We start from the raw sequence: 18,914 nt of genomic DNA on the forward strand, positions 1-18,914 counted from the left end.
CAAAGGGAAGACACCCGTGAACCGCCAGGTCTTATCCCTTGTACTGAGCAGATTGTTCGTCGCCGTGATAACTCTGGTGATCGTCTCCTTCGCCGTCTTCTTCGCGACAACGCTGTTGCCTGGAGATACGGCGACGATCCTGCTCGGCCAAGCCGCCACGCCAGAAGCCGTCGAGGGCCTGCGCAAGGCCATGCATCTCGACGAGCCGGCGCTCTTTCGTTTCCTGCGCTGGTTAGTCGGGCTGCTGCAGGGCGACCTCGGCACGTCCTATGCCAACAACATGCCGATCGCCGCTCTCATCGCCGGCCGCTTCGTCAACACGCTGAAACTTGCCGGCGTCACCGCGCTTTTCTCAGTGCCGATCGCGCTCACGCTCGGGATCACTGCGGCGATGTTGCGCGGCACCCTTTACGATCGGATTGTCACGGTGATCACGATCGGCGTCATCTCCGTGCCGGAGTTCATGGTCGCGACCTCCGCCGCGCTCATCTTCGCCGTCTATCTGAAATGGCTGCCGGCGCTGTCTTTCGCCAATGAGGTCCATAGTATGACCGACCTGTTGCGCGTCTATGCCATGCCGGTGATCACCCTCACCTTCGTTGTCTCGGCCCAGATGATCCGCATGACGCGCGCAGCTGTTATCGAGACGCTCAACACACCCTATGTCGAGATGGCATTGCTCAAAGGCGCCTCCCGGCCGCGCATCGTGTTTCGCCATGCACTGCCGAATGCGCTTGGCCCGATCGTCAATGCCGTTGCGCTTTCGCTGTCCTATCTGCTCGGAGGCGTGATCATCGTCGAGACCATTTTCAACTATCCCGGTATCGCCAAGCTGATGCTGGATGCCGTCGCCACCCGCGATCTGCCGCTAATCCAGAGCTGCGCGATGATCTTCTGCCTGGGCTACCTGCTGCTGATCACCGTCGCGGATATCATCGCCATCCTTTCCAATCCGAGGCTCCGATGACCATGACCAGTTCCGAAACCACCTCCGGCCGGCTGTCCGGGACCCGGTTTGGCTATCGCTTCAACATCGTCGGCGCGATCGGCTTCACTGTGATCCTCTCCTGGGCGCTCGTCGCGATCTTCGCGCCGTTGATCATCCCCTATCCCGTCGGCGAAATTGTCGATCTCGACTATTTCGGCCCGATGAGCCGGGAACTCTGGCTCGGCTCCGATTATCTCGGCCGCGACATGCTCTCGCGGATTCTGATGGGCGCGCGGTACACGGTCGGCATCTCGCTGGCGGCGGTAACGATCGCCTGCTTCAGCGGCGTCGTGCTCGGCATGATCGCAGCAGTCGCCGGCGGCTGGCTGGACACGATCCTCAGCCGCTTCCTCGACGCCCTCAATTCCATCCCGAGCAAGCTGTTCGGTCTGGTCGTGGTCGCCGCCGTCGGCTCCTCGATCCCGGTTCTGGTCCTGACACTGTCGGTGATCTACATTCCCGGCGCCTACCGCTTCGCCCGGGCGCTGGCCGTCAACATCAATGCGATGGATTTCATCACGGTCGCGCGCATCCGCGGCGAAAGCACCCTCTATCTCATTCGCTCGGAAATTCTGCCCAACATCGTCGGGCCGGTGCTCGCCGACCTCGGGATCCGCTTCGTCTTCATCGTTCTGCTCCTTTCCGGGCTTTCCTTCCTGGGCCTTGGCGTTCAGCCGCCCTATGCCGACTGGGGTGCGCTGGTGCGCGAGAATATCGGCGGGCTGCCGTTCGGCGCGCCGGCGGTGATGTTTCCCTCACTTGCGATCGCCAGCCTGACGATCAGCGTCAACCTGCTGATAGACAACCTGCCGCAGAAGATTCGCGACCGGAGCGTGTCATGAGCAATTTCATTGAAATCCGCGACCTGAAAATCGAGGCCACCACCGATTCCGGCCGACGTGTCGAAATCATCAAGGGTGTCAGCCTCGACGTTGCCGAAGGCGAGATCATCGCGCTGATCGGCGAGAGCGGTTCGGGCAAGACGACCATCGCCCTGACCCTGATGGGCCATACCCGTGCGGGCTGCCGCATCACCGGCGGCAGTGTTTCGGTCGGCGGCAAGGACATGGTCACGCTCAGCGAGAAGCAGCGCGCCAAGGTGCGCGGCACCGAAGTCGCCTATGTCCCGCAATCAGCCGCCGCCGCCTTCAACCCGGCCACAACGATCATGGACCAGGTGATCGAAGTCACCCGTATCCATCAGCTGATGTCGCCGGAGGCTGCGCGCGCCCGGGCGGTCGAGCTCTTCCGGGCGCTGTCGCTGCCGGAGCCCGAAACGATCGGCAGCCGTTACCCGCACCAGGTTTCCGGCGGCCAGCTGCAGCGCCTGGCCGCGGCCATGGCGCTGATCGGCGACCCCACCCTCGTCATCTTCGACGAGCCGACGACGGCGCTCGACGTGACGACCCAGATCGAAGTGCTGCGCGCTTTCAAATCGGTCATGAAGACGGGCGGCATATCAGGCGTCTATGTCTCGCACGACCTCGCCGTCGTCGCGCAGATCGCCGACCGCATCGTCGTGTTGAAAGGCGGGGAGGCCCAGGAAACCGGCACCACCAATGAAATCCTCAACAATGCGAAGCATCCCTATACCAAAGAGCTGCTCGCGGCCTTTGAACCGAAATCGCGCGGCGCGGCAGCACTGGCAGCAAGTGCGACCGCGCCGCTTCTGAAGATCGAAGATCTTGTCGCGGGTTATGGACAGCGCCAGGCCGACGGCCTGCCCCTCGTTCGCGCGGTCGAGCACGTCAGCCTGAAGGTGGAGAAAGGGCGAAATCTCGGCATCATCGGCGAATCCGGGTGCGGCAAGTCAACACTCGCCCGCACCATCGCCGGCATCCTGCCGGCGGCAATCGGCAAGATCGTCTTCGACGGCACGGAGCTGCGCCGCAGCGCTCGCGAGCGTTCGCGCGACCAGTTGCGCGAGATGCAGATCGTCTTTCAATATGCCGATACCGCTCTCAACCCAGCAAAATCGGTCGAGGACATTCTCGCCAGGCCCCTGGTTTTCTACCATCGTATGGATCGGCAGGCGCGAAATGCCCGGATTGATCAACTTCTAGACATGGTGCGCCTGCCCCGCAGCCTGCGCCATCGCCGGCCGGGAGAACTCTCGGGCGGGCAGAAGCAGCGCGTCAATTTCGCCCGGGCGCTCGCCGCCGATCCGAAGCTGATCCTCTGCGACGAGATTACCTCGGCGCTCGACACGGTGGTTGCCGCCGCGGTCATCGACCTGCTCAAGGAATTGCAGCGGGAACTCGGTCTCTCCTACATCTTCATCAGCCATGACCTCTCTGTGGTAGAGGCGATCTGCGACGAGATCGTGGTGATGTATGGCGGCCGGAAGGTCGAGGAAATCACGCCCTCGACGGTGAAGGCGCCGACGCATCCCTATTCGCAGCTGCTCTTCTCCTCAGTACCGACGCTTGATCCGGCCTGGCTCGACGGTCTCCAGCAGGATCCTGAACTGGTGCGGGCGTATTGTCGGCAATGAGGGTCGCCGTCGCGATCGTTTGTCCGGCAACGTTCCACCGGAAATCAGGTAAAAACAAAATGTTAGAGAGGTTCTGCGCTTCGGCGAAAGGCTGAACCGCTCTAGAGTATGAAACGGAGACGACACCATGCCTGCACCGCTCGATCGCGTCGATACCACAGCGGAGCTGCCCGTTGCCGCCGATGCTGTGGTGATCGGCGGCGGTATCGTCGGCATTTTCGCGGCCTATTATCTTGCCCGGCGCGGATTGAAGGTTGCGCTCGTCGAGAAAGGCCTTGTCGGGGCGGAGCAATCGAGCCGCAACTGGGGCTGGTGCCGGCAGCAGAACCGCGACGCCCGGGAACTGCCGATGTCGACGAAGAGCCTCGATCTGTGGGAGCGCTTCGCTGCCGAGACTGGGGAGGATACCGGGTTTCGCCGCTGCGGCCTCTTCTATCTCAGCAATAGCGACGAGGAACTGGCCGGCTGGGCACGCTGGCGCGACTTCGCGCGTTCGGTCGGCGTCACGACGCATATGCTGAGCGGTGCAGAGGCAACCGAACGCGGGCGCGCCACCGGCGCGTCGTGGAAGGGCGGGGTGTTTTCGCCGACCGACGGCACCGCCGATCCGGCACGCGCCGCGCCCGCCGTCGCGCGGGCGATCCTGAAGCTCGGCGGCACGGTGCATCAATCCTGTGCGGCCCGCGGCATCGACATCGAAGGCGGCAGGATCGCCGGCGTCGTCACCGAGCACGGCACGATCCGGACAAAAATCGCGATCCTGGCCGGCGGCGCCTGGGCCTCTACCTTCTGCCGCCAGCTCGGCATTCGATTTCCGCAGGCATCGATCCGTTCGTCGATCCTTTCCGTTTCGCCTGGGGCAAGCGGGCTGCCGGACGCACTCCACACGTCCGCGGTCTCCGTTACGCGGCGCAGCGATGGCGGCTACACGCTGGCGATCAGCGGCCGCGGCCGCGTCGATCCGACCGCGCAGCAGTTCCGCTTCGCCCGAGAGTTTCTGCCGATGTTCGCCCGGCGATGGCGCAGTCTCGCGCCCGGCGGCTTGGAGGGGTTTCGTTCCGGCCACGAGTCTCTTGCACGCTGGCGGCTCGACAGGCCGACGCCGATGGAGCGCATGCGCATCCTCGACCCCGCGATCAATCAGGCGACCATCCGCCTGACGCATGCGCGCGCGCTCGAGCTTCTACCCGCCTTGAAGAAAACCGGCATCAGCGCGGCCTGGGCGGGCTATATCGACAGCACACCCGACGGCGTGCCGGGGATCGGCGAGATCGCCTCCCTTCCCGGCTTCATCCTTGCTGCGGGCTTCAGCGGCCACGGTTTCGGCATCGGGCCGGGCGCCGGTCATCTGATTGCCGATATCGCCGCAGGCGATGAGCCGATCGTCGATCCCCGGCCCTATCATCCGGACCGTTTCGGGACATCCGCCTGGGGCAAAGTGGCCGACTTTTGATTTCGGCTCGGCCGGAGGGACATTGCATGAAAAACGCCCACAAATTCTATATCGGCGGTGAGTGGGTCGATCCCGAAAGGCTGAGAGAGCTTCACGTGATCGATCCGTCGACCGAACAATCCATCGGAACGATAGCGATCGGCAGCATGGCCGATGCAGAGCGGGCGATCGAAGCCGCCCGCGCGGCCTTTCCGATCTTCTCACAGTCGACGAAGGCGGAGCGGCGGGCGCTCCTTGAGCGAGTTCTGATGATCCTGAAGCGCCGTCAGCACGAGATCGGCGACATCATCTCCCGCGAAATGGGTGCCCCGCTGGCCATGGCACGGGCGGACCAAGCGGGGCTGGGTGCGGCGCATTTCGAAGAGACAATCCGGGCTTTCGATGAGTTCGACTTCGAATATCTGCAGGGCTCAACCCGGATCGTTCACGAACCGGTCGGCGTCGTGAGCATGATCACGCCATGGAACTGGCCGATCAATCAGATTGCCTGCAAGGTGGCTCCGGCGCTGGCGACAGGCTGTACGATGGTGCTCAAACCGTCTGAGATCGCGCCCTTCAACGCTCTCGTCTTTGCCGAAGTCATGCATGAGGCGGGTGTCCCGAAAGGCGTGTTCAACCTGGTTCAGGGTGACGGACCGACTGCCGGCGCGGCGCTCGCCGGCCATTCCGATGTCGATATGGTCTCGTTTACCGGATCGACGCGGGCGGGGATCGCCGTCGCGCAGGCAGCGGCGCCGACCGTCAAGCGGGTGCATCAGGAACTCGGCGGAAAGTCGCCGAACATCCTATTGCGAAGCGCCGATCTTGGTTCGGCGGTCGCAGCCGGCCTGCGCCGGTGCTTCGCCAATTCCGGACAGTCATGCAATGCGCCGACCCGGATGCTGGTGCCGGCCGAACGCATGGATGAAGCGAGTGCCATCGCAGCAAGGGCGGCAGCATCGCTGACGGTCGGACCGCCTCATGACCCGGGCACTGATCTTGGTCCGGTGGCGAGCGCTGCCCAATTCGCCAAGATCCAGGCGCTGATCGAGAAAGGCATTGCCGAGGGCGCCGAATTGGTGGCCGGCGGTCCCGGGCGCCCATCCAATCTGAACGCGGGCTATTACGTGCGTCCGACGGTATTTGCGTGCGTGAAGAATTCGATGACCATCGCACGGGAGGAGATTTTTGGCCCCGTACTGTCGATCATCGGCTACGACACCGAGGACGATGCTGTCGCGATCGCCAACGACACACCCTACGGTCTCGCCGCCTATATCCAAGGCGACCCGCAGGAGGCGCGGACGCTCGCCCGTCGGCTTCGCACCGGCATCGTGCGCCTCAATCAATCCGCATGGGATAGCGCAGCTCCGTTCGGCGGCTATAAGCAGTCCGGCAACGGCCGCGAATACGGGAAGTTCGGATTGCAGGAATTCACCGAGATCAAGGGTATTGTCGGGCACGCAGATTAGGCATGCTCTGACGCGCCTGCCGGCTCAAAGTCGCCGTCACTTTCCGACCGACGATATTCGATGCAAAATACGGCGAATCCGCTGCAACCAGTGCATTCTGCCGCACCCTTTTCTTGATGCTGCCGGCTATCATTCACCTTGAGGCCGCCATGTCCCCTTTAATCCACCACATCAGCAGCGATGAAACTCTACCCACGTCATCAGATGTCGTCATCATCGGGGGCGGGATTGTCGGCGCCAGCGCGGCCTATTTCTTGGCACGGCGCGGTCTATCGGTAGCGCTTGTCGAAAAGGGATATGTCGGCTGCGAACAGTCGAGCCGGAACTGGGGCTGGTGCCGTCGGCAGAACCGGGATGAACGTGAATTGCCGCTTGCCAATCTGGCGTTGCGCCTATGGGAAGAGCTGACCGTAGAGATCGGGCATGACCTTGGCTTTCGCCGTTGCGGGCTCCTCTATGCAACCGCTGATCCAAAGCAGCTCGGTGAATGGGAACGTTGGCGCGAGGTTGCCCGAAGGTTTGACGTCAATACCCGAATGCTGACCGCCAGCGAGGCCGCCGCCGCTGTTCCAGCGGCCGACGGCCGCAAATGGCTGGGCGGTGTCCACGCGGTGGACGACGGCAAGGCTGAGCCCTGGCTCGCCGCTCCTCGGATAGCCGAGGGCGCGCGCAAACATGGCGCGACCATTCATCAGAACTGCGCGGCGCGCGGCCTGGATATCACCAATCGCCAAGTAAGCGGCGTCGTCACCGAGAAAGGCCTTATCCGCACCAATAGGGTGCTATGTGCCGCCGGCGCCTGGGCTTCTGCTTTTCTGCGCGTGCATGCGGTTTGCCTGCCGCAGGCCAGTGTCCGTCAGACCGCCTTGCGGACCGGTCCTGCACCCGATTTTGGAGGCGCAATCTATACTTCTGATTGCGCCCTGACGCGCCGGATCGATGGCAGCTACACCATAGCCGTCAGCGGCAGAGCGACGCTCGAGCTCACGCCGCAGAGTATCCGCTATGCTCGCCCGTTTCTGCCGATGTTCCTGAAACGACGGAAGGCCGTCGAGATCGGCATAGGCCGCTCGTTTTTCGAGGGTCCGGAAACACTCGGTCGCTGGCGTCTCGATAGGCCGACCCCCTTCGAACGCATTCGCGTACTCGATCCTGCTCCGGACATTCGGATGACGGCTGCCATAATGGCGCGGATAAGAGCCCTGCTCCCCGCCGTTGCCGAGGCCGGCGTCACGTCTGCTTGGGGTGGATATGTCGACTCCACCCCGGACGCCATACCCGCGATTTCACCGGTGGACAGCATCGGCGGAGTGTTTGTCGCCGCAGGTTGTTCCGGACACGGCTTCGGCGCCGGCCCTGGCATCGGCCATCTGGCGGCGGATCTGGTCGGGGGCGACACGGCAATCGTCGATCCGACACCATTCCGCCTCTCGCGTTTCAGGGACAGATCGAAAATTGAGGTTGGCGCCATCTGACGCAATTCATTCGCGTGGAAGCACAGGCACAGAGCGATTGCGAGCTGGCGCATTTCTATGGGGTCAAAGCGCGATCTTGCCCGATCCGTAACAGAGAAGGATTCGCACACCGAGTTAACGTGATGAACTGCTGCACACTTCCCCCAATCAGTTTCCAACACCCGGATGGGAAATCATATGTCAATTCAAACTGCCAGTGCCTCTGTCAGAAAGCTGGCTTTCATCCACACGGTGTCCGATCTTGTTTCGGAGTTTCGGGCCCTTGCTAAAGAACATTTGCCCGACTGGAAGCCGTTCGCGATCCTCGACGAGAGCCTGTTGAGAAATACCATCGAGCGCGGGTCTTTATGCCATCTGACGAAACGAAGGCTGGCTGCCTACGTATGGTCAGCAGTCGACGCCGGGGCAGATGCGATCGTCGTCACATGCTCAACGCTTGGGCCGGCGGTCGATGCCATTGCGCCGCTTTGTCCTGTGCCGCTGTTCCGTATTGACGAAGGCATGGCCAAAGCCGCTGTCGAGCATGGAAACCGCATAGGCATCCTAGCGACATTATCTACAACGCTGGTGCCGACAGCAGATCTGCTGAGGCGCCAGGCATGCGAGGCGGGCAAAAATGTCGTGATCGACGATGTGCTTGTTCACGGGGCGTTTCAATTCCTCGCCGATGGGAACGTCGGAGCGCATGACGCGCAAATCCGCCGAGCGCTGGAAGAGCTGTCGCAGAAGGTCGACGTGATCGTTTTTGCGCAGGCCTCGATGGCTCGTGCAGTGCAGGGCATGCACCACGGTCTTCCAGTTCTGACAAGCCCGGTACTTGGGATCGAAAACGTGAAACGGCGTTTGGTGGCGCCAAAGGACCAGGGCGGAACCTAACGGGGTCGGGGTGCGGTAGAGCGGAAAATGACACCTCGACGGTCAGCGTCGACGACGCTTGATCACCATGCGGAAGGACTCCGGGAATCTCTTTAGGAGACCGCGGCCATCCGCACGATGCTGGCAGGCGAAGTCCTGCGGCCGTCGGCGGTCTGAAAGTGGGAAATTCTTTCGTTCAACAGTTCCACCTGCTGCCGAAGCCTGTGAATTTCCGCGGTGTTTTCCTCCACCATTGCTGCGTTGTGCTGGGTGATATGCTCGACGTCGCGAACGGCGTTGTTCACCTCGTCGATGCCCTTGTATTGCGTGGTCGTGGAAGCAGAAATGACCTGCACCAGTCCATTAATCGAGGTGAAGTGCTCCATGATGGCAGAAAGCGCATGGCCGGTTTCCTCGACGAGGGTGACGCCGGCGCCAACCTGCGATGCGCTGTTGGAGATGAGGTCCTTGATCTCGCGGGCAGCCTTGGCGCAACGCTGGGCAAGCTCACGCACCTCCTGAGCAACCACGGCAAAACCTCTGCCGGCCTCGCCTGCGCGCGCCGCTTCCACACCCGCGTTGAGGGCAAGAAGATTGGTCTGGAACGCGATCTCGTCGATCACACCGATGATGCTGGTGACCTTCTCGGACGACCGGTTGATGGCGCCCATGGCATCGACGGCCTTCGCCACGACGGCTGCGGAATGCTCGGCCTGGCGGTGTGCTTCCGCAACCGAAAGTGATGTCTGGCGGGCGTTTTCAGCGGTCGTCCGCACGCTGTCGGTCAGTTCACCCAGCACCCGCGAACTCTCCTCGAGCGCTGCGGCCTGCTGTTCCGTGCGCCGCGCCAGATCGTCGGCGGCGCCTGAAAGATTGGTGCTGCCCTCGGCGATCTCGTAGGTCGTGTTGCGGACCTCGGCGAGCGTCAGGCGCAACGCATCGATGGCGTGATTGTAGGTTTGCGCCATCGCGACATAGTCTGCGGCCAGATCCTCGCTCATCTCGGCCGTGAGATTGCCATTGGCAAGCTTGCCCAGCATGTCCGACAGCGCCGTCAGAGCCTCACTCTGTTCCGCCTCGATGCGCGCCTGCTCGGCGGCGCGGCGGGCCTGCTCCCGTTCGTCCCGCGCCCTGTTTGCCTCGGCCACCTCTTCCAGCCTGGTCTTCTCAAGCGCCTGATCGCGGAAAACGGTCACCGAGCGGATCATGTCGCCGATTTCGTCGCCACGCTTGCCGTCGCCGATGGCAACGTTCAGATCGCCGGCGGCAAGCCGCATCATCGTCTGGGTGATCCGCTTCAGCGGCCCGCGCAGAGTTTCGATCAGCATGAGGCCGCCGATGATCGCAAGCACGGTGCCCGCGATCATCGCCGCGAGCGACATCGTCGCCGAGCGCTGGCTGATTTCCTTGCCGCTCTCCTGCGCCGTGCTGACGAACTGTTCGAGCGTATGGCTTGCGTCGGCCACAAGTGCGGTCGCCGCCTCCTTGTCCGCGCGCCACCGGTCGGCGATCGAGATCAGAAGCGAGGTGTCCTTCTCGATCGTCGCAAGCGACGGCTCGATCTTCTTGGCAAGATCCTGCAGCGCGGCATTTTTACCGCTCAAGGGAACAAGCTTTGCAGCGCTTTCGCGCAATGCCTTGAGATCGGCGAGAACCTCATCTCGCGACTCTGCATCGACCCGCCTGTTCAGTTCACTCAGGTGCAGGCGCAGATCGTCGATCGATTTGAAGGCGGTGTTGACGATCGCCACCATCGAACGAAGCGTTGAAATGCTCGCATCCATGCCGGTAAAGCGCTCGATCGCCGTGTCCGCATTGCCGGAGGCGAGTTTTGCAAATTGTTCCTGCAGGCCCTGCAGATCCTGATCGACGGGAGCGTAAGCTTCGAGCGTCAGGCTGCTGGCCATGGGGGCGAGCTTGTCCAGGACCGGCTTCAGCGCAGCGATCTGGCTTTGAGCCTTGTCGGAGGCAAGCGCCCCGCTGTCGGCGACCTCTTTGACCAGCGGCGGCAGAAGGCTGCCGATGGCCTGGCCGAGCTTCTGAGGGTCGGCTGCCGCCGCGGTCGCCTTGCGCAGTTTGGCAATGCGACTCGCGAGATTCTTATAGGCCGAGGCGTCGAGAAGAAGCGCCCGGACGAAGGCCTCCTTGCCATTCGCCTGATCCTGGAGAACGTCGAGCTGTTTGCGCGCCGTCTGGCTTTCCTTAAACAGCCCGGCCACCGCGTCGTCGATCGCCTGTTCGGTATTGACGCGCTCCTGCGACACAGCCCATAGCGCGTCGGCGGCGCCCTGCATCTTAGCCCCGAGTTCGCGCACCGCGGCGATCTGCTGCTTTTGTGCAGGATCGATCAGCATGGCATCGAGCGTCGCCGCGCCCTTCTGCTGATCGGAGATGCTGGCGATCAATCGATCGCGCGTGGCCGCTGTCGGAAGATCGGTAAAGGCGGTCAGCGAGGATCGCAGTTGCTGGAAACTGGAAAGGGTATCGATCGTCTGCCGGGTCAGGGTCATCTGCCCGTTCAGCGTGCCGGCGGTGAAATAACCGAAAAGACCGATGCCGGCGATGAGAACGATCAGCGGCACGACGAAGAAGAGCACCTTCGTCACGATCCGCATACGTTGCAACAGTCGGTCAATCAACGCCATAAGGAAGCCCCCGCCCAGGAAATTGCCTGCTTCTCCGGCGCGACCAATCACATCGACATACAGCTTCAGCGGTCATGTCGATGTGACCGCAATTAGCAGTCGTTGCGCCAGCTTGTCACGATAGCCAGAACTCTTAAAAAAATGGTCAATGGTGTCGAGTTTTTTGGAACATACGAAATAGCGATCGAGGGCGCATTTCTGCGCCCTCGTCTCGTCTTCTCAGCCGATCGCCATCAGGCTGGCATTGCCGCCGGCTGCGGCGGTGTTGATCGACGTGGACACCTCCTCCAGCAGCCAGTTCAGGCAATAGGCCTCGGGATCGCTAGCCAATTCCTCGCTCGTCGCAGCCTGGACCAACAGAAGCGGCCCCGGCAGAGCAGCGATCCTCTGATTGACCACCAGAACCCTGTCGCGATCGCCTTCGACAAGTGCGCCGGAGAACGGCCCGTCTTTCTCCCAATCCGACGTCCAGGAAACCCGGCCGGAGACGGCCGCCGGCAGGCCCGCCAGGACCGATTTCGCGAAGGAACCCGCATCCACGACAACGTGGTTGCCGGTCGACAGGGCTGCGGCGATCTGGCGATAGAGCCCCGTTTCGGTCTGCGGCACGGCTAGAATGCGGCCGCGGGGATGGAGCGCATAGAGATTTCGCTCGCCGACCGGACCGGTGAGTTCGCGTTCGAGCCCGAGCGCCGAACGGCTTGCATATCTGCGCGCCGCTTCCCCTTCGGCCGGCAAACCCTTCTTGTCGAGCCAGACGATATAATCGCGAAGGGCAAGGTCCGTATGGACGGAATCCTGCTGCGGCGGCACGGGAGCGCGCTGCACCAGCCGGCCGATATAGAGCGGACCACCGGCCTTCGGACCCGTTCCCGACAGGCCGCGGCCGCCGAAAGGCTGCACGCCGACGACGGCGCCGATAATGTTGCGGTTGACGTAGAGGTTGCCGGCCTTGATGCGGCTGGTCACATGCGCGATCGTTTCGTCGAGCCGGGTGTGAAGCCCGAAGGTGAGGCCGTAGCCGGATGCGTTGATGTCGTCGATCAGGCGATCGAGGCCGTTTCGCTTGAAGCGGACGACATGCAGGACCGGCCCGAAGATCTCCCGCGTCAGGTCCGACAAGGCCTTGATCTCGATAATCGTCGGCGGAACGAAGGTCCCGACCGCGGCACTTTCGGGCAGCGGCAGCTGGTCCACCTTGCGGCCGGCGCCGCGCATCTGCTCGATATGCTGGTCGATCTCGGCCTTCGCGCCATCGTTGATGACAGGACCGACATCGATGCTCAGCCGATCGGTACGGCCGATCGTCAGTTCTCGGAAGGCGCCCTTCAGCATGGCGAGGGTCCGGTCGGCCACATCATCCTGCAGGCAGAGGACGCGGAGCGCCGAGCAGCGCTGGCCGGCGCTGTCGAAAGCCGAGGCAATGACATCGGCCACCACCTGCTCGGCGAGAGCCGAGGAATCGACGATCATGCCGTTCTGGCCGCCGGTTTCGGCAATCAGCGGGATCGGCTTGCCTGATGAAGACAGCCGTTCGGCGAGCTGCGCCTGGATCATTCGGGCGACTTCGGTCGAGCCGGTAAACATGACGCCTGCCGTTTCCGGGGCACCCACCATGCCGGCACCGAGGCGGCCGCTGCCGGGCACGAATTGCAGGGCGCCGACAGGCACGCCGGCCTCATGGAGGATCTTGACGCTCTCCGAAGCGATGATCGGCGTGACGCCGGCAGGTTTGGCAAGCACGGGATTGCCGGCCACAAGTGCGGCGGCCACCTGCCCGGTGAAAATCGCCAGCGGGAAATTCCACGGGCTGATGCAGACGATGGGCCCGAGGGGCGCATGGGACGGCCCGAGCGTCTTGCGCGCCTGTTCGGCGTAGTAGCGCAGGAAGTCGATTGCCTCGCGCACCTCACCGACGGCATTGGCGGCGGATTTGCCGGCTTCGCGCATGATGATGCCCATCAGCGTCTTGATGCGGGCCTGCATGATGTCGGCCGCCCGCTCCAGGCAGGCAGCGCGCTCGGCCGGCGGCACCGCGGCCCATTGCGGCGCATGCTTGGCCGCCATCGCGACGATCCGGGCCGCCTCTCCGACCTTCAACTCAGTGACCGTGCCGACGACGTCGCGGTGATCGGCAGGATTGAGGACGTCACGCGTCACCCCATCCGTGGAGCCATCGGCAAGGATCGGAAGTGCGTGCCAGGGGTTGGCAGCCGAGGCGGCGAGCGTCTCGGCCAGGTCGAAAAGTGTCGCCTCGTTCGAGAGATCGAGACCGTCGGAATTGGCGCGGGCGCTGCCGTAAAGCGCCTTCGGCGCGGCGATCTGCACGTGAGGTGCGCCGACGACCGGCATGGCGGCGACCGTCTCGGCAGGATCGGCGATCAGCGCCTCGACCGAGACATTCGGATCGGAGATGCGGTGCACGAAGGAGGAATTGGCGCCGTTTTCCAGCAGACGCCGCACCAGATAGGCAAGCAGCGTCTCATGCGTTCCGACAGGCGCATAGATGCGGCAGGGCCGATCGAGCTTTTCCTTGCCGACGACTTCATCATAGAGAGGTTCGCCCATGCCGTGCAGGCACTGGAACTCGTATTTGCCGACGGCGAAATCAGGACCGGCGAGATGATAGATCGTCGCCAGCGTCTGCGCATTATGGCTGGCAAACTGCGGGAAGACGGCGTCGGGCGCGTTCAGCAGCTTGCGCGCGCAGGCGATATAGGCGACGTCGGTATAAATTTTGCGGGTATAGACCGGATAGTCGTCGAGGCCATCCAGCTGGGCGCGCTTGATTTCCGCATCCCAATAGGCGCCCTTGACCAGACGCACCATGACCCGGCGCCCGGAACGGCGGGCGAGATCGATGACATAGTCGAGCACGAAGGGGCAGCGCTTGCCATAGGCCTGCACGACGAATCCCAGCCCATTCCAGCCGGCGAGATCAGGAGCAAAGCAGAGTTCTTCGAGCAGATCGAGCGAAAGCTCCAGCCGGTCGGCTTCCTCGGCGTCGATGTTCAGGCCGATATCGTAGGACTTGGCGAGAACGGCGAGCGCCTTGACCTTCGGCAGCAGCTCTCCCATCACCCGGCCGGCCTGCGCCCTGACATAGCGGGGATGCAGGGCCGAAAGCTTGATCGAAATACCAGGGCCGTCATAGATGCCGCGCCCGTTCGAAGCTTTGCCGATGGCGTGGATCGCCTTTTCGTAATCCTTGAAATAACGTTCGGCATCGGCAGCCGTCGTCGCGGCCTCGCCCAGCATATCGTAGGAATAGCGGAAGCCGCGCGCTTCGAGCGGCCGGGCGCGCTTCAGTGCCTCCTCGATCGTTTCGCCGGTGACGAACTGCTCGCCCATCATGCGCATCGCCATATCGACGCCGCGACGGATGACCGGCTCGCCGGCACGCGCGATCAGCCGCGTCAGCGCCGCAGACAGGCTGCGGTCGTTGACCGTCGACGTCAGCTTGCCGGTGACGACGAGGCCCCAGGTGGCGGCGTTGACGAACATGGATTTGCCGCCGCCGATATGCGAGGTCCAGTTGCCCTCGGCGATCTTGTCGCGGATCAGCGCATCGCGGGTGTCGGTATCGGGAATGCGCAGCAGCGCTTCGGCAAGGCACATGAGCGCCACGCCTTCCTGGCTGGAGAGCGAATATTCCTGCACCAGCCCCTCGACGCCGGTGCCCTTATGCTTGGCGCGCAGCGCCTCGATCAGCATGCGGGCGGTGCTGCGGATGTCGTAGCGCTTCGCCTCGGAAACGCGCGCGGCTGCAACGAGCGGCGGTAGGCATTCGGTTTCCGGACGGCGATAGGCTGCCGTGATCGCCTGGCGAAGTTCCGATTGCGGCCGGATCGGCGGGGCAAAGGCGGCGAAGGGTGCGCCGCCGGCGGGTTCTTTGGAGGAAGCGGTGTCGATCGCTGCGTTCAACATGGGAGTCCCTGATCAGTGAATGTTTCGTCTAACGGATAAATGGAACACCGGGCTCATCGTCCCAGGTGTCATGATCCGTAAAAATCGGGCCGGAATATTCCGTCTCGTGAAGCGGACGCGCATTGGACTTGTCGCGCTTGAGGGTGAAGGCGGCTGCGACCGCTCTTATCGCCACCGGCCGGTAGTGAGCGAGCAGATCCAGTTTTTGATCGCCATCCGCTTTTCTCTCATGCATCTATGATCCCCCTTTCTGCGCGTCGCAGCTACGGATTCCGGCAATGCGCCGAGCGTCCGCGCCCTTCCTCCCATTGCCGACGCATAATCTACCACAGCCGCAAATCGCGATCTCACTTGATTTCAATGGTTTTCAAGCTGTATGAACTTATAAATGAAGTGCTGAGAGTTAAAATGGCCACTGAAGCCGATAATTTTAGTGAATTAGACCAGTTCGATAGAAAGATTCTTGCCGCACTCGCCGAGGACGGCAGGCTGTCGATCACCGATCTCGCCGCGCGCGTCGGGCTTTCGAAGACACCATGCCAGATTCGCTTCAAGCGGCTGATCGGCGACGGCTATATCGAAGGCTTCAAGGCCGTCCTCAATCCGTCGAAAATGCAGCTCGACCACATCGCCTTCGTCGAGGTGAAGCTTTCCGATACCCGCGAGGATGCGCTGAAAAGCTTCAACGAGGCCATCAAGAAGATCCGGGAAGTCGAAGAGTGCCACATGATCGCCGGCAGGTTCGATTATCTCCTCAAGATCCGAACCCGCGATATCGGCCGCTACCGCCGCGTGCTGGGCGAGCGCATCTCGACGCTGCCCCATGTTGCCAACACCTCGACCAATGTGGCGATGGAGACGATCAAGGAAGGCTGGGACAAATTCGGCTCGAGCCTTTCGTGAAGGAAGACGGCTGCCGACGGTCCTGCTAAGCCGATATTCGGCGACTGAAGCTGAGTGCGAGGATCAAGATGGACCAAGCCAATGGCGTCCCATTATCGGCCGACGAACAGCGTGAAGCGCGCCGATTACAATATCTTTCCTGGGAACGCATTGTAGCGGACCTCGATCATCCGGCTCACGTCGCCCGCAAGGCAGCGCTTCGGCGGGCATGCGGCGCGGAGCTTGCCGAAACCTCCTATATTGCCGAGAACGCCGCGATCTTCACCGAGAGCCTGGTGATGGGCGAGCGGTCGTGGATTGCGGGACACGCACTCGTTCGCGGCGATGTGATCCTCGGAGAGGATTGCTCGATCAATCCCTATGCCTGCGTTTCCGGCAAGGTGACGTGCGGCAATGGGGTGCGGATTGCCTCGCACGCATCGATCGTCGGATTCAATCACGGCTTCGACGATCCGGATCGCCCCATCCACCGCCAGGGCGTCGTCAGCCTCGGCATCGTCATCGGCGACGATGTCTGGATCGGCGCCAATTGCGTGATCCTCGACGGCGTCACGATCGGCAACGGCGCCGTCATTGCGGCCGGGGCGGTGGTGACGCAAGATATTCCTGCGCTTGCGATTGCCGGCGGCGTACCGGCAAAGGTGCTGCGGAGCCGGGGCGCACCGGCCAGGAAATCCGGCATCGCGGAGATCGAAGATCGACTGGTCAGGCTCGGGCAGAAGGTGAAGGAACAATGGCCGGATATCCTTGCGCGCTGGAAGACCTCTGAGGGCTATGAATCGCTGGAAGCGGACGGCGTCAGGCGGCCGGCGATCCGGCATCTCTGCGATGCTATCGAGATCGCCGCCGGCTTCGATCAGCTGCCGCCCGGGCTCGATGCCTCGCAAACCGTCGAGCGTCTCCGGGGTCTTCAGGAGCGGGAGACAGGCCTCTTTCCGGAGGCGCATTCGCATGGGCAGGACCGGGCGTTGAGAGAAGATCCGAAGGCACTCTACAACGTGCTTTCGGTCGGCTATGCGCTCGAGTTGCTCGGCTCCAGGCCGCGACACTCGATCCAGGCGGTTCAGATCGATGCGCAGGAACTGGAGCAATGGCTGAGCGCGCTGCCCTGGTTGAGCCGGGCGTGGCACGCCGGCAGCGTCATCGATGCCATCGGAACCGCTATGTATTTCAACGCCAGGTATTTCGGCATCAAAGGGCCACGGCAGGCGCTCTTCGAGTGGCTGAGCCGCAATGCCAACAGAGTCTCGGGCCTATGGGGCGAACCGACGGCGCTCGAAGGATGGCTCCAGCCGGTGAACGGTTTTTACCGTCTGACACGCGGCACCTACGCGCAGTTCGGCGTGCCGCTCCCGCATCCGCACGCCTCGCTCGAAACGGTCCACCTGAATTACCGCAATCACAAGGGCTTCGTTGCTCAGAAATACAATGCCTGCAACCTGCTCGATACGATCCATCCGCTGCTGCTGATTGCCCGGCAGACCGATTACCGGCGGGCCGATGGCGAAGCGATTGCCCGCAATCTCATTTCACGAGCGCTGGATAGATGGCGGGATGGCGAAGGATTCCCCTTCGCCGACGGTGGCGAACCGAGCTTGCAAGGAACGGAAATGTGGCTTTCCGTCATCCACCTGGCGGCCGATTTTGTCGGCCTGTCGGATCGCTTCACCTTTGTTCCGAAGGGCGTGCACCAGACGGCGACTCCGGGATTGGGCTTGTAGCTTTGGCCTTCTCGATCAACCGTGCAATGACGCCGTCAGCCAGGCGGCGGCGAGATCGCGCGCATTGCTTCGCTTGGTCTTGACGGGCACGATGACATTGTAACGCCCTTCGGCGGCAAGCTCACTGCTGTCGGCCTGCACCAGGGTTCCATCCTCCAGAAACGTGCCGACCAGCATGCGCCATCCCAGCGCGATCCCCTGCCCGGCGCGGGCGGCGGCGATGGTTTCGGTATAGTGGTTGAACCGAAGCGATGGCTTGACTTCGATATTGGCGCCAATCAGCGAAACCCATTGCGACCAGTTGTACCAGGACCGATCGACGACGTCCGTTTCGATGAATTCGTCGGCCGAGCCCAGCGGCCCATCTCCCCGACGCCTGAGGTAATCCGGAGAGCAGACGGGGGAAATGACGTCGCCGCGCGAGGCGATGACGGTTCCATCGCTGAAGGGCGGCAGACCGTAGCGGATCGCCACATCGACCTCTCCGCCGTCGAGCGCGATCGGGCTGTCTTGTGAGATCACCCGCACCAGAATGCCGGGATTTGCCCGGCGGAATTCGGCGAGCCGCGGCAGCAACCAGAAGGAAGAGAATGCGACGGTCGCCCCTATCGTCACCACGTCCTGACTGCGCGATTGGAGCGCTTCCACACTCTCGGCGATATCGGCAAAGCTCTTCGCCAGTGTCGCGCCAAGGCTGATGCACGCCGCCGTCGGTTCGATCGCCCGGTGCTTGCGCACGAACAGAGACTGGCCGAACTCCTCCTCCAGCAACGCAATCTGCCTGCTGACCGCCGCCTGGGTGACGCCGAGCTCGGTCGCGGCCAGGGTGAAGCTTTTCCTGCGCAGCACCGCTTCCAGCGTCACCAGCGCCGTCAGTGATGGAAGCCGTCTTCGAAATTGCATCTTGGAGACCTTTTCACATGAGAAAAGATTATGCGAACGTGATTTTTTATGCCGTTGAAAGCCCTGCACTGCAAGTGCAATCTAGGGAAACTCTCGCAT

13 protein-coding genes are annotated in these 18,914 nt (G+C 62.6%); 9 read left to right on the plus strand and 4 right to left on the minus strand.

The features are described 5' to 3' along the window. The first annotated feature begins 16 nt into the window (after positions 1 to 16). From OS035_RS30605 to OS035_RS30635, 7 genes are all read left to right on the plus strand, one after another. Positions 17 to 967 (plus strand): ABC transporter permease, encoded by a 951-nt coding sequence (locus tag OS035_RS30605; protein WP_097629771.1) that lies wholly within the window; start codon positions 17 to 19, stop codon positions 965 to 967. Beyond that, positions 964 to 1,830, plus strand: a complete 867-nt coding sequence (locus OS035_RS30610) for an ABC transporter permease (RefSeq protein ID WP_097629770.1) — start codon at positions 964 to 966, stop codon at positions 1,828 to 1,830. The genes OS035_RS30605 and OS035_RS30610 overlap by 4 nt, the downstream gene beginning before the upstream one ends. Beyond that, the gene (locus tag OS035_RS30615; RefSeq protein WP_183782339.1) at positions 1,827 to 3,482 is read left to right on the plus strand and encodes an ABC transporter ATP-binding protein; all 1,656 of its coding nucleotides are present in this window, start codon (positions 1,827 to 1,829) and stop codon (positions 3,480 to 3,482) included. Before OS035_RS30610 ends, OS035_RS30615 begins: the two co-directional genes overlap by 4 nt. 127 nt (positions 3,483 to 3,609) lie before the next feature. Continuing rightward, positions 3,610 to 4,935, plus strand: a complete 1,326-nt coding sequence (locus OS035_RS30620) for an NAD(P)/FAD-dependent oxidoreductase (protein ID WP_183782336.1) — start codon at positions 3,610 to 3,612, stop codon at positions 4,933 to 4,935. 26 nt (positions 4,936 to 4,961) lie between these two features. Continuing rightward, on the plus strand, positions 4,962 to 6,386 hold the full coding sequence (locus tag OS035_RS30625) for an aldehyde dehydrogenase family protein (protein ID WP_222134772.1): 1,425 nt from the start codon (positions 4,962 to 4,964) through the stop codon (positions 6,384 to 6,386). Positions 6,387 to 6,535: 149 nt separating this feature from the next. After that, the gene (locus tag OS035_RS30630) at positions 6,536 to 7,861 is read left to right on the plus strand and encodes an NAD(P)/FAD-dependent oxidoreductase (protein ID WP_097629766.1); all 1,326 of its coding nucleotides are present in this window, start codon (positions 6,536 to 6,538) and stop codon (positions 7,859 to 7,861) included. Between the two features lie 177 nt (positions 7,862 to 8,038). Beyond that, positions 8,039 to 8,737, plus strand: coding sequence for an aspartate/glutamate racemase family protein (locus OS035_RS30635; RefSeq protein ID WP_183782331.1), 699 nt, complete (start codon positions 8,039 to 8,041; stop codon positions 8,735 to 8,737). A 92-nt stretch (positions 8,738 to 8,829) separates the two neighbouring features. Here OS035_RS30635 and OS035_RS30640 read toward each other — a convergent pair whose 3' ends face one another. From OS035_RS30640 to OS035_RS30650, 3 genes are all read right to left on the minus strand, one after another. Beyond that, positions 8,830 to 11,361: a methyl-accepting chemotaxis protein gene (locus OS035_RS30640; RefSeq protein ID WP_183782328.1), complete on the minus strand. Its 2,532-nt coding sequence runs from the start codon at positions 11,359 to 11,361 to the stop codon at positions 8,830 to 8,832. A 219-nt stretch (positions 11,362 to 11,580) separates the two neighbouring features. Continuing rightward, complete coding sequence (gene putA / locus OS035_RS30645) at positions 11,581 to 15,288, minus strand: trifunctional transcriptional regulator/proline dehydrogenase/L-glutamate gamma-semialdehyde dehydrogenase (RefSeq protein WP_183782325.1); 3,708 nt, start codon at positions 15,286 to 15,288, stop codon at positions 11,581 to 11,583. A 28-nt stretch (positions 15,289 to 15,316) separates the two neighbouring features. Beyond that, on the minus strand, positions 15,317 to 15,523 hold the full coding sequence (locus OS035_RS30650; protein ID WP_131711823.1) for a hypothetical protein: 207 nt from the start codon (positions 15,521 to 15,523) through the stop codon (positions 15,317 to 15,319). 173 nt (positions 15,524 to 15,696) lie between these two features. Here OS035_RS30650 and OS035_RS30655 point away from each other — a divergent pair, with 173 nt between their 5' ends. Next, on the plus strand, positions 15,697 to 16,191 hold the full coding sequence (locus OS035_RS30655) for an Lrp/AsnC family transcriptional regulator (RefSeq protein ID WP_183782323.1): 495 nt from the start codon (positions 15,697 to 15,699) through the stop codon (positions 16,189 to 16,191). Positions 16,192 to 16,259: 68 nt separating this feature from the next. Further along, entirely contained in the window at positions 16,260 to 17,912 is a 1,653-nt protein-coding gene (locus tag OS035_RS30660; RefSeq protein ID WP_183782320.1) for an acyltransferase, read from the plus strand. A 15-nt stretch (positions 17,913 to 17,927) separates the two neighbouring features. Here OS035_RS30660 and OS035_RS30665 read toward each other — a convergent pair whose 3' ends face one another. Then, on the minus strand, positions 17,928 to 18,815 hold the full coding sequence (locus OS035_RS30665; protein ID WP_097629759.1) for a LysR substrate-binding domain-containing protein: 888 nt from the start codon (positions 18,813 to 18,815) through the stop codon (positions 17,928 to 17,930). Positions 18,816 to 18,914 lie beyond the last annotated feature (99 nt).

Source organism: Rhizobium sp. 268, from assembly GCF_036571585.1.
Taxonomy (GTDB): Bacteria; Pseudomonadota; Alphaproteobacteria; order Rhizobiales; family Rhizobiaceae; genus Rhizobium; species Rhizobium redzepovicii.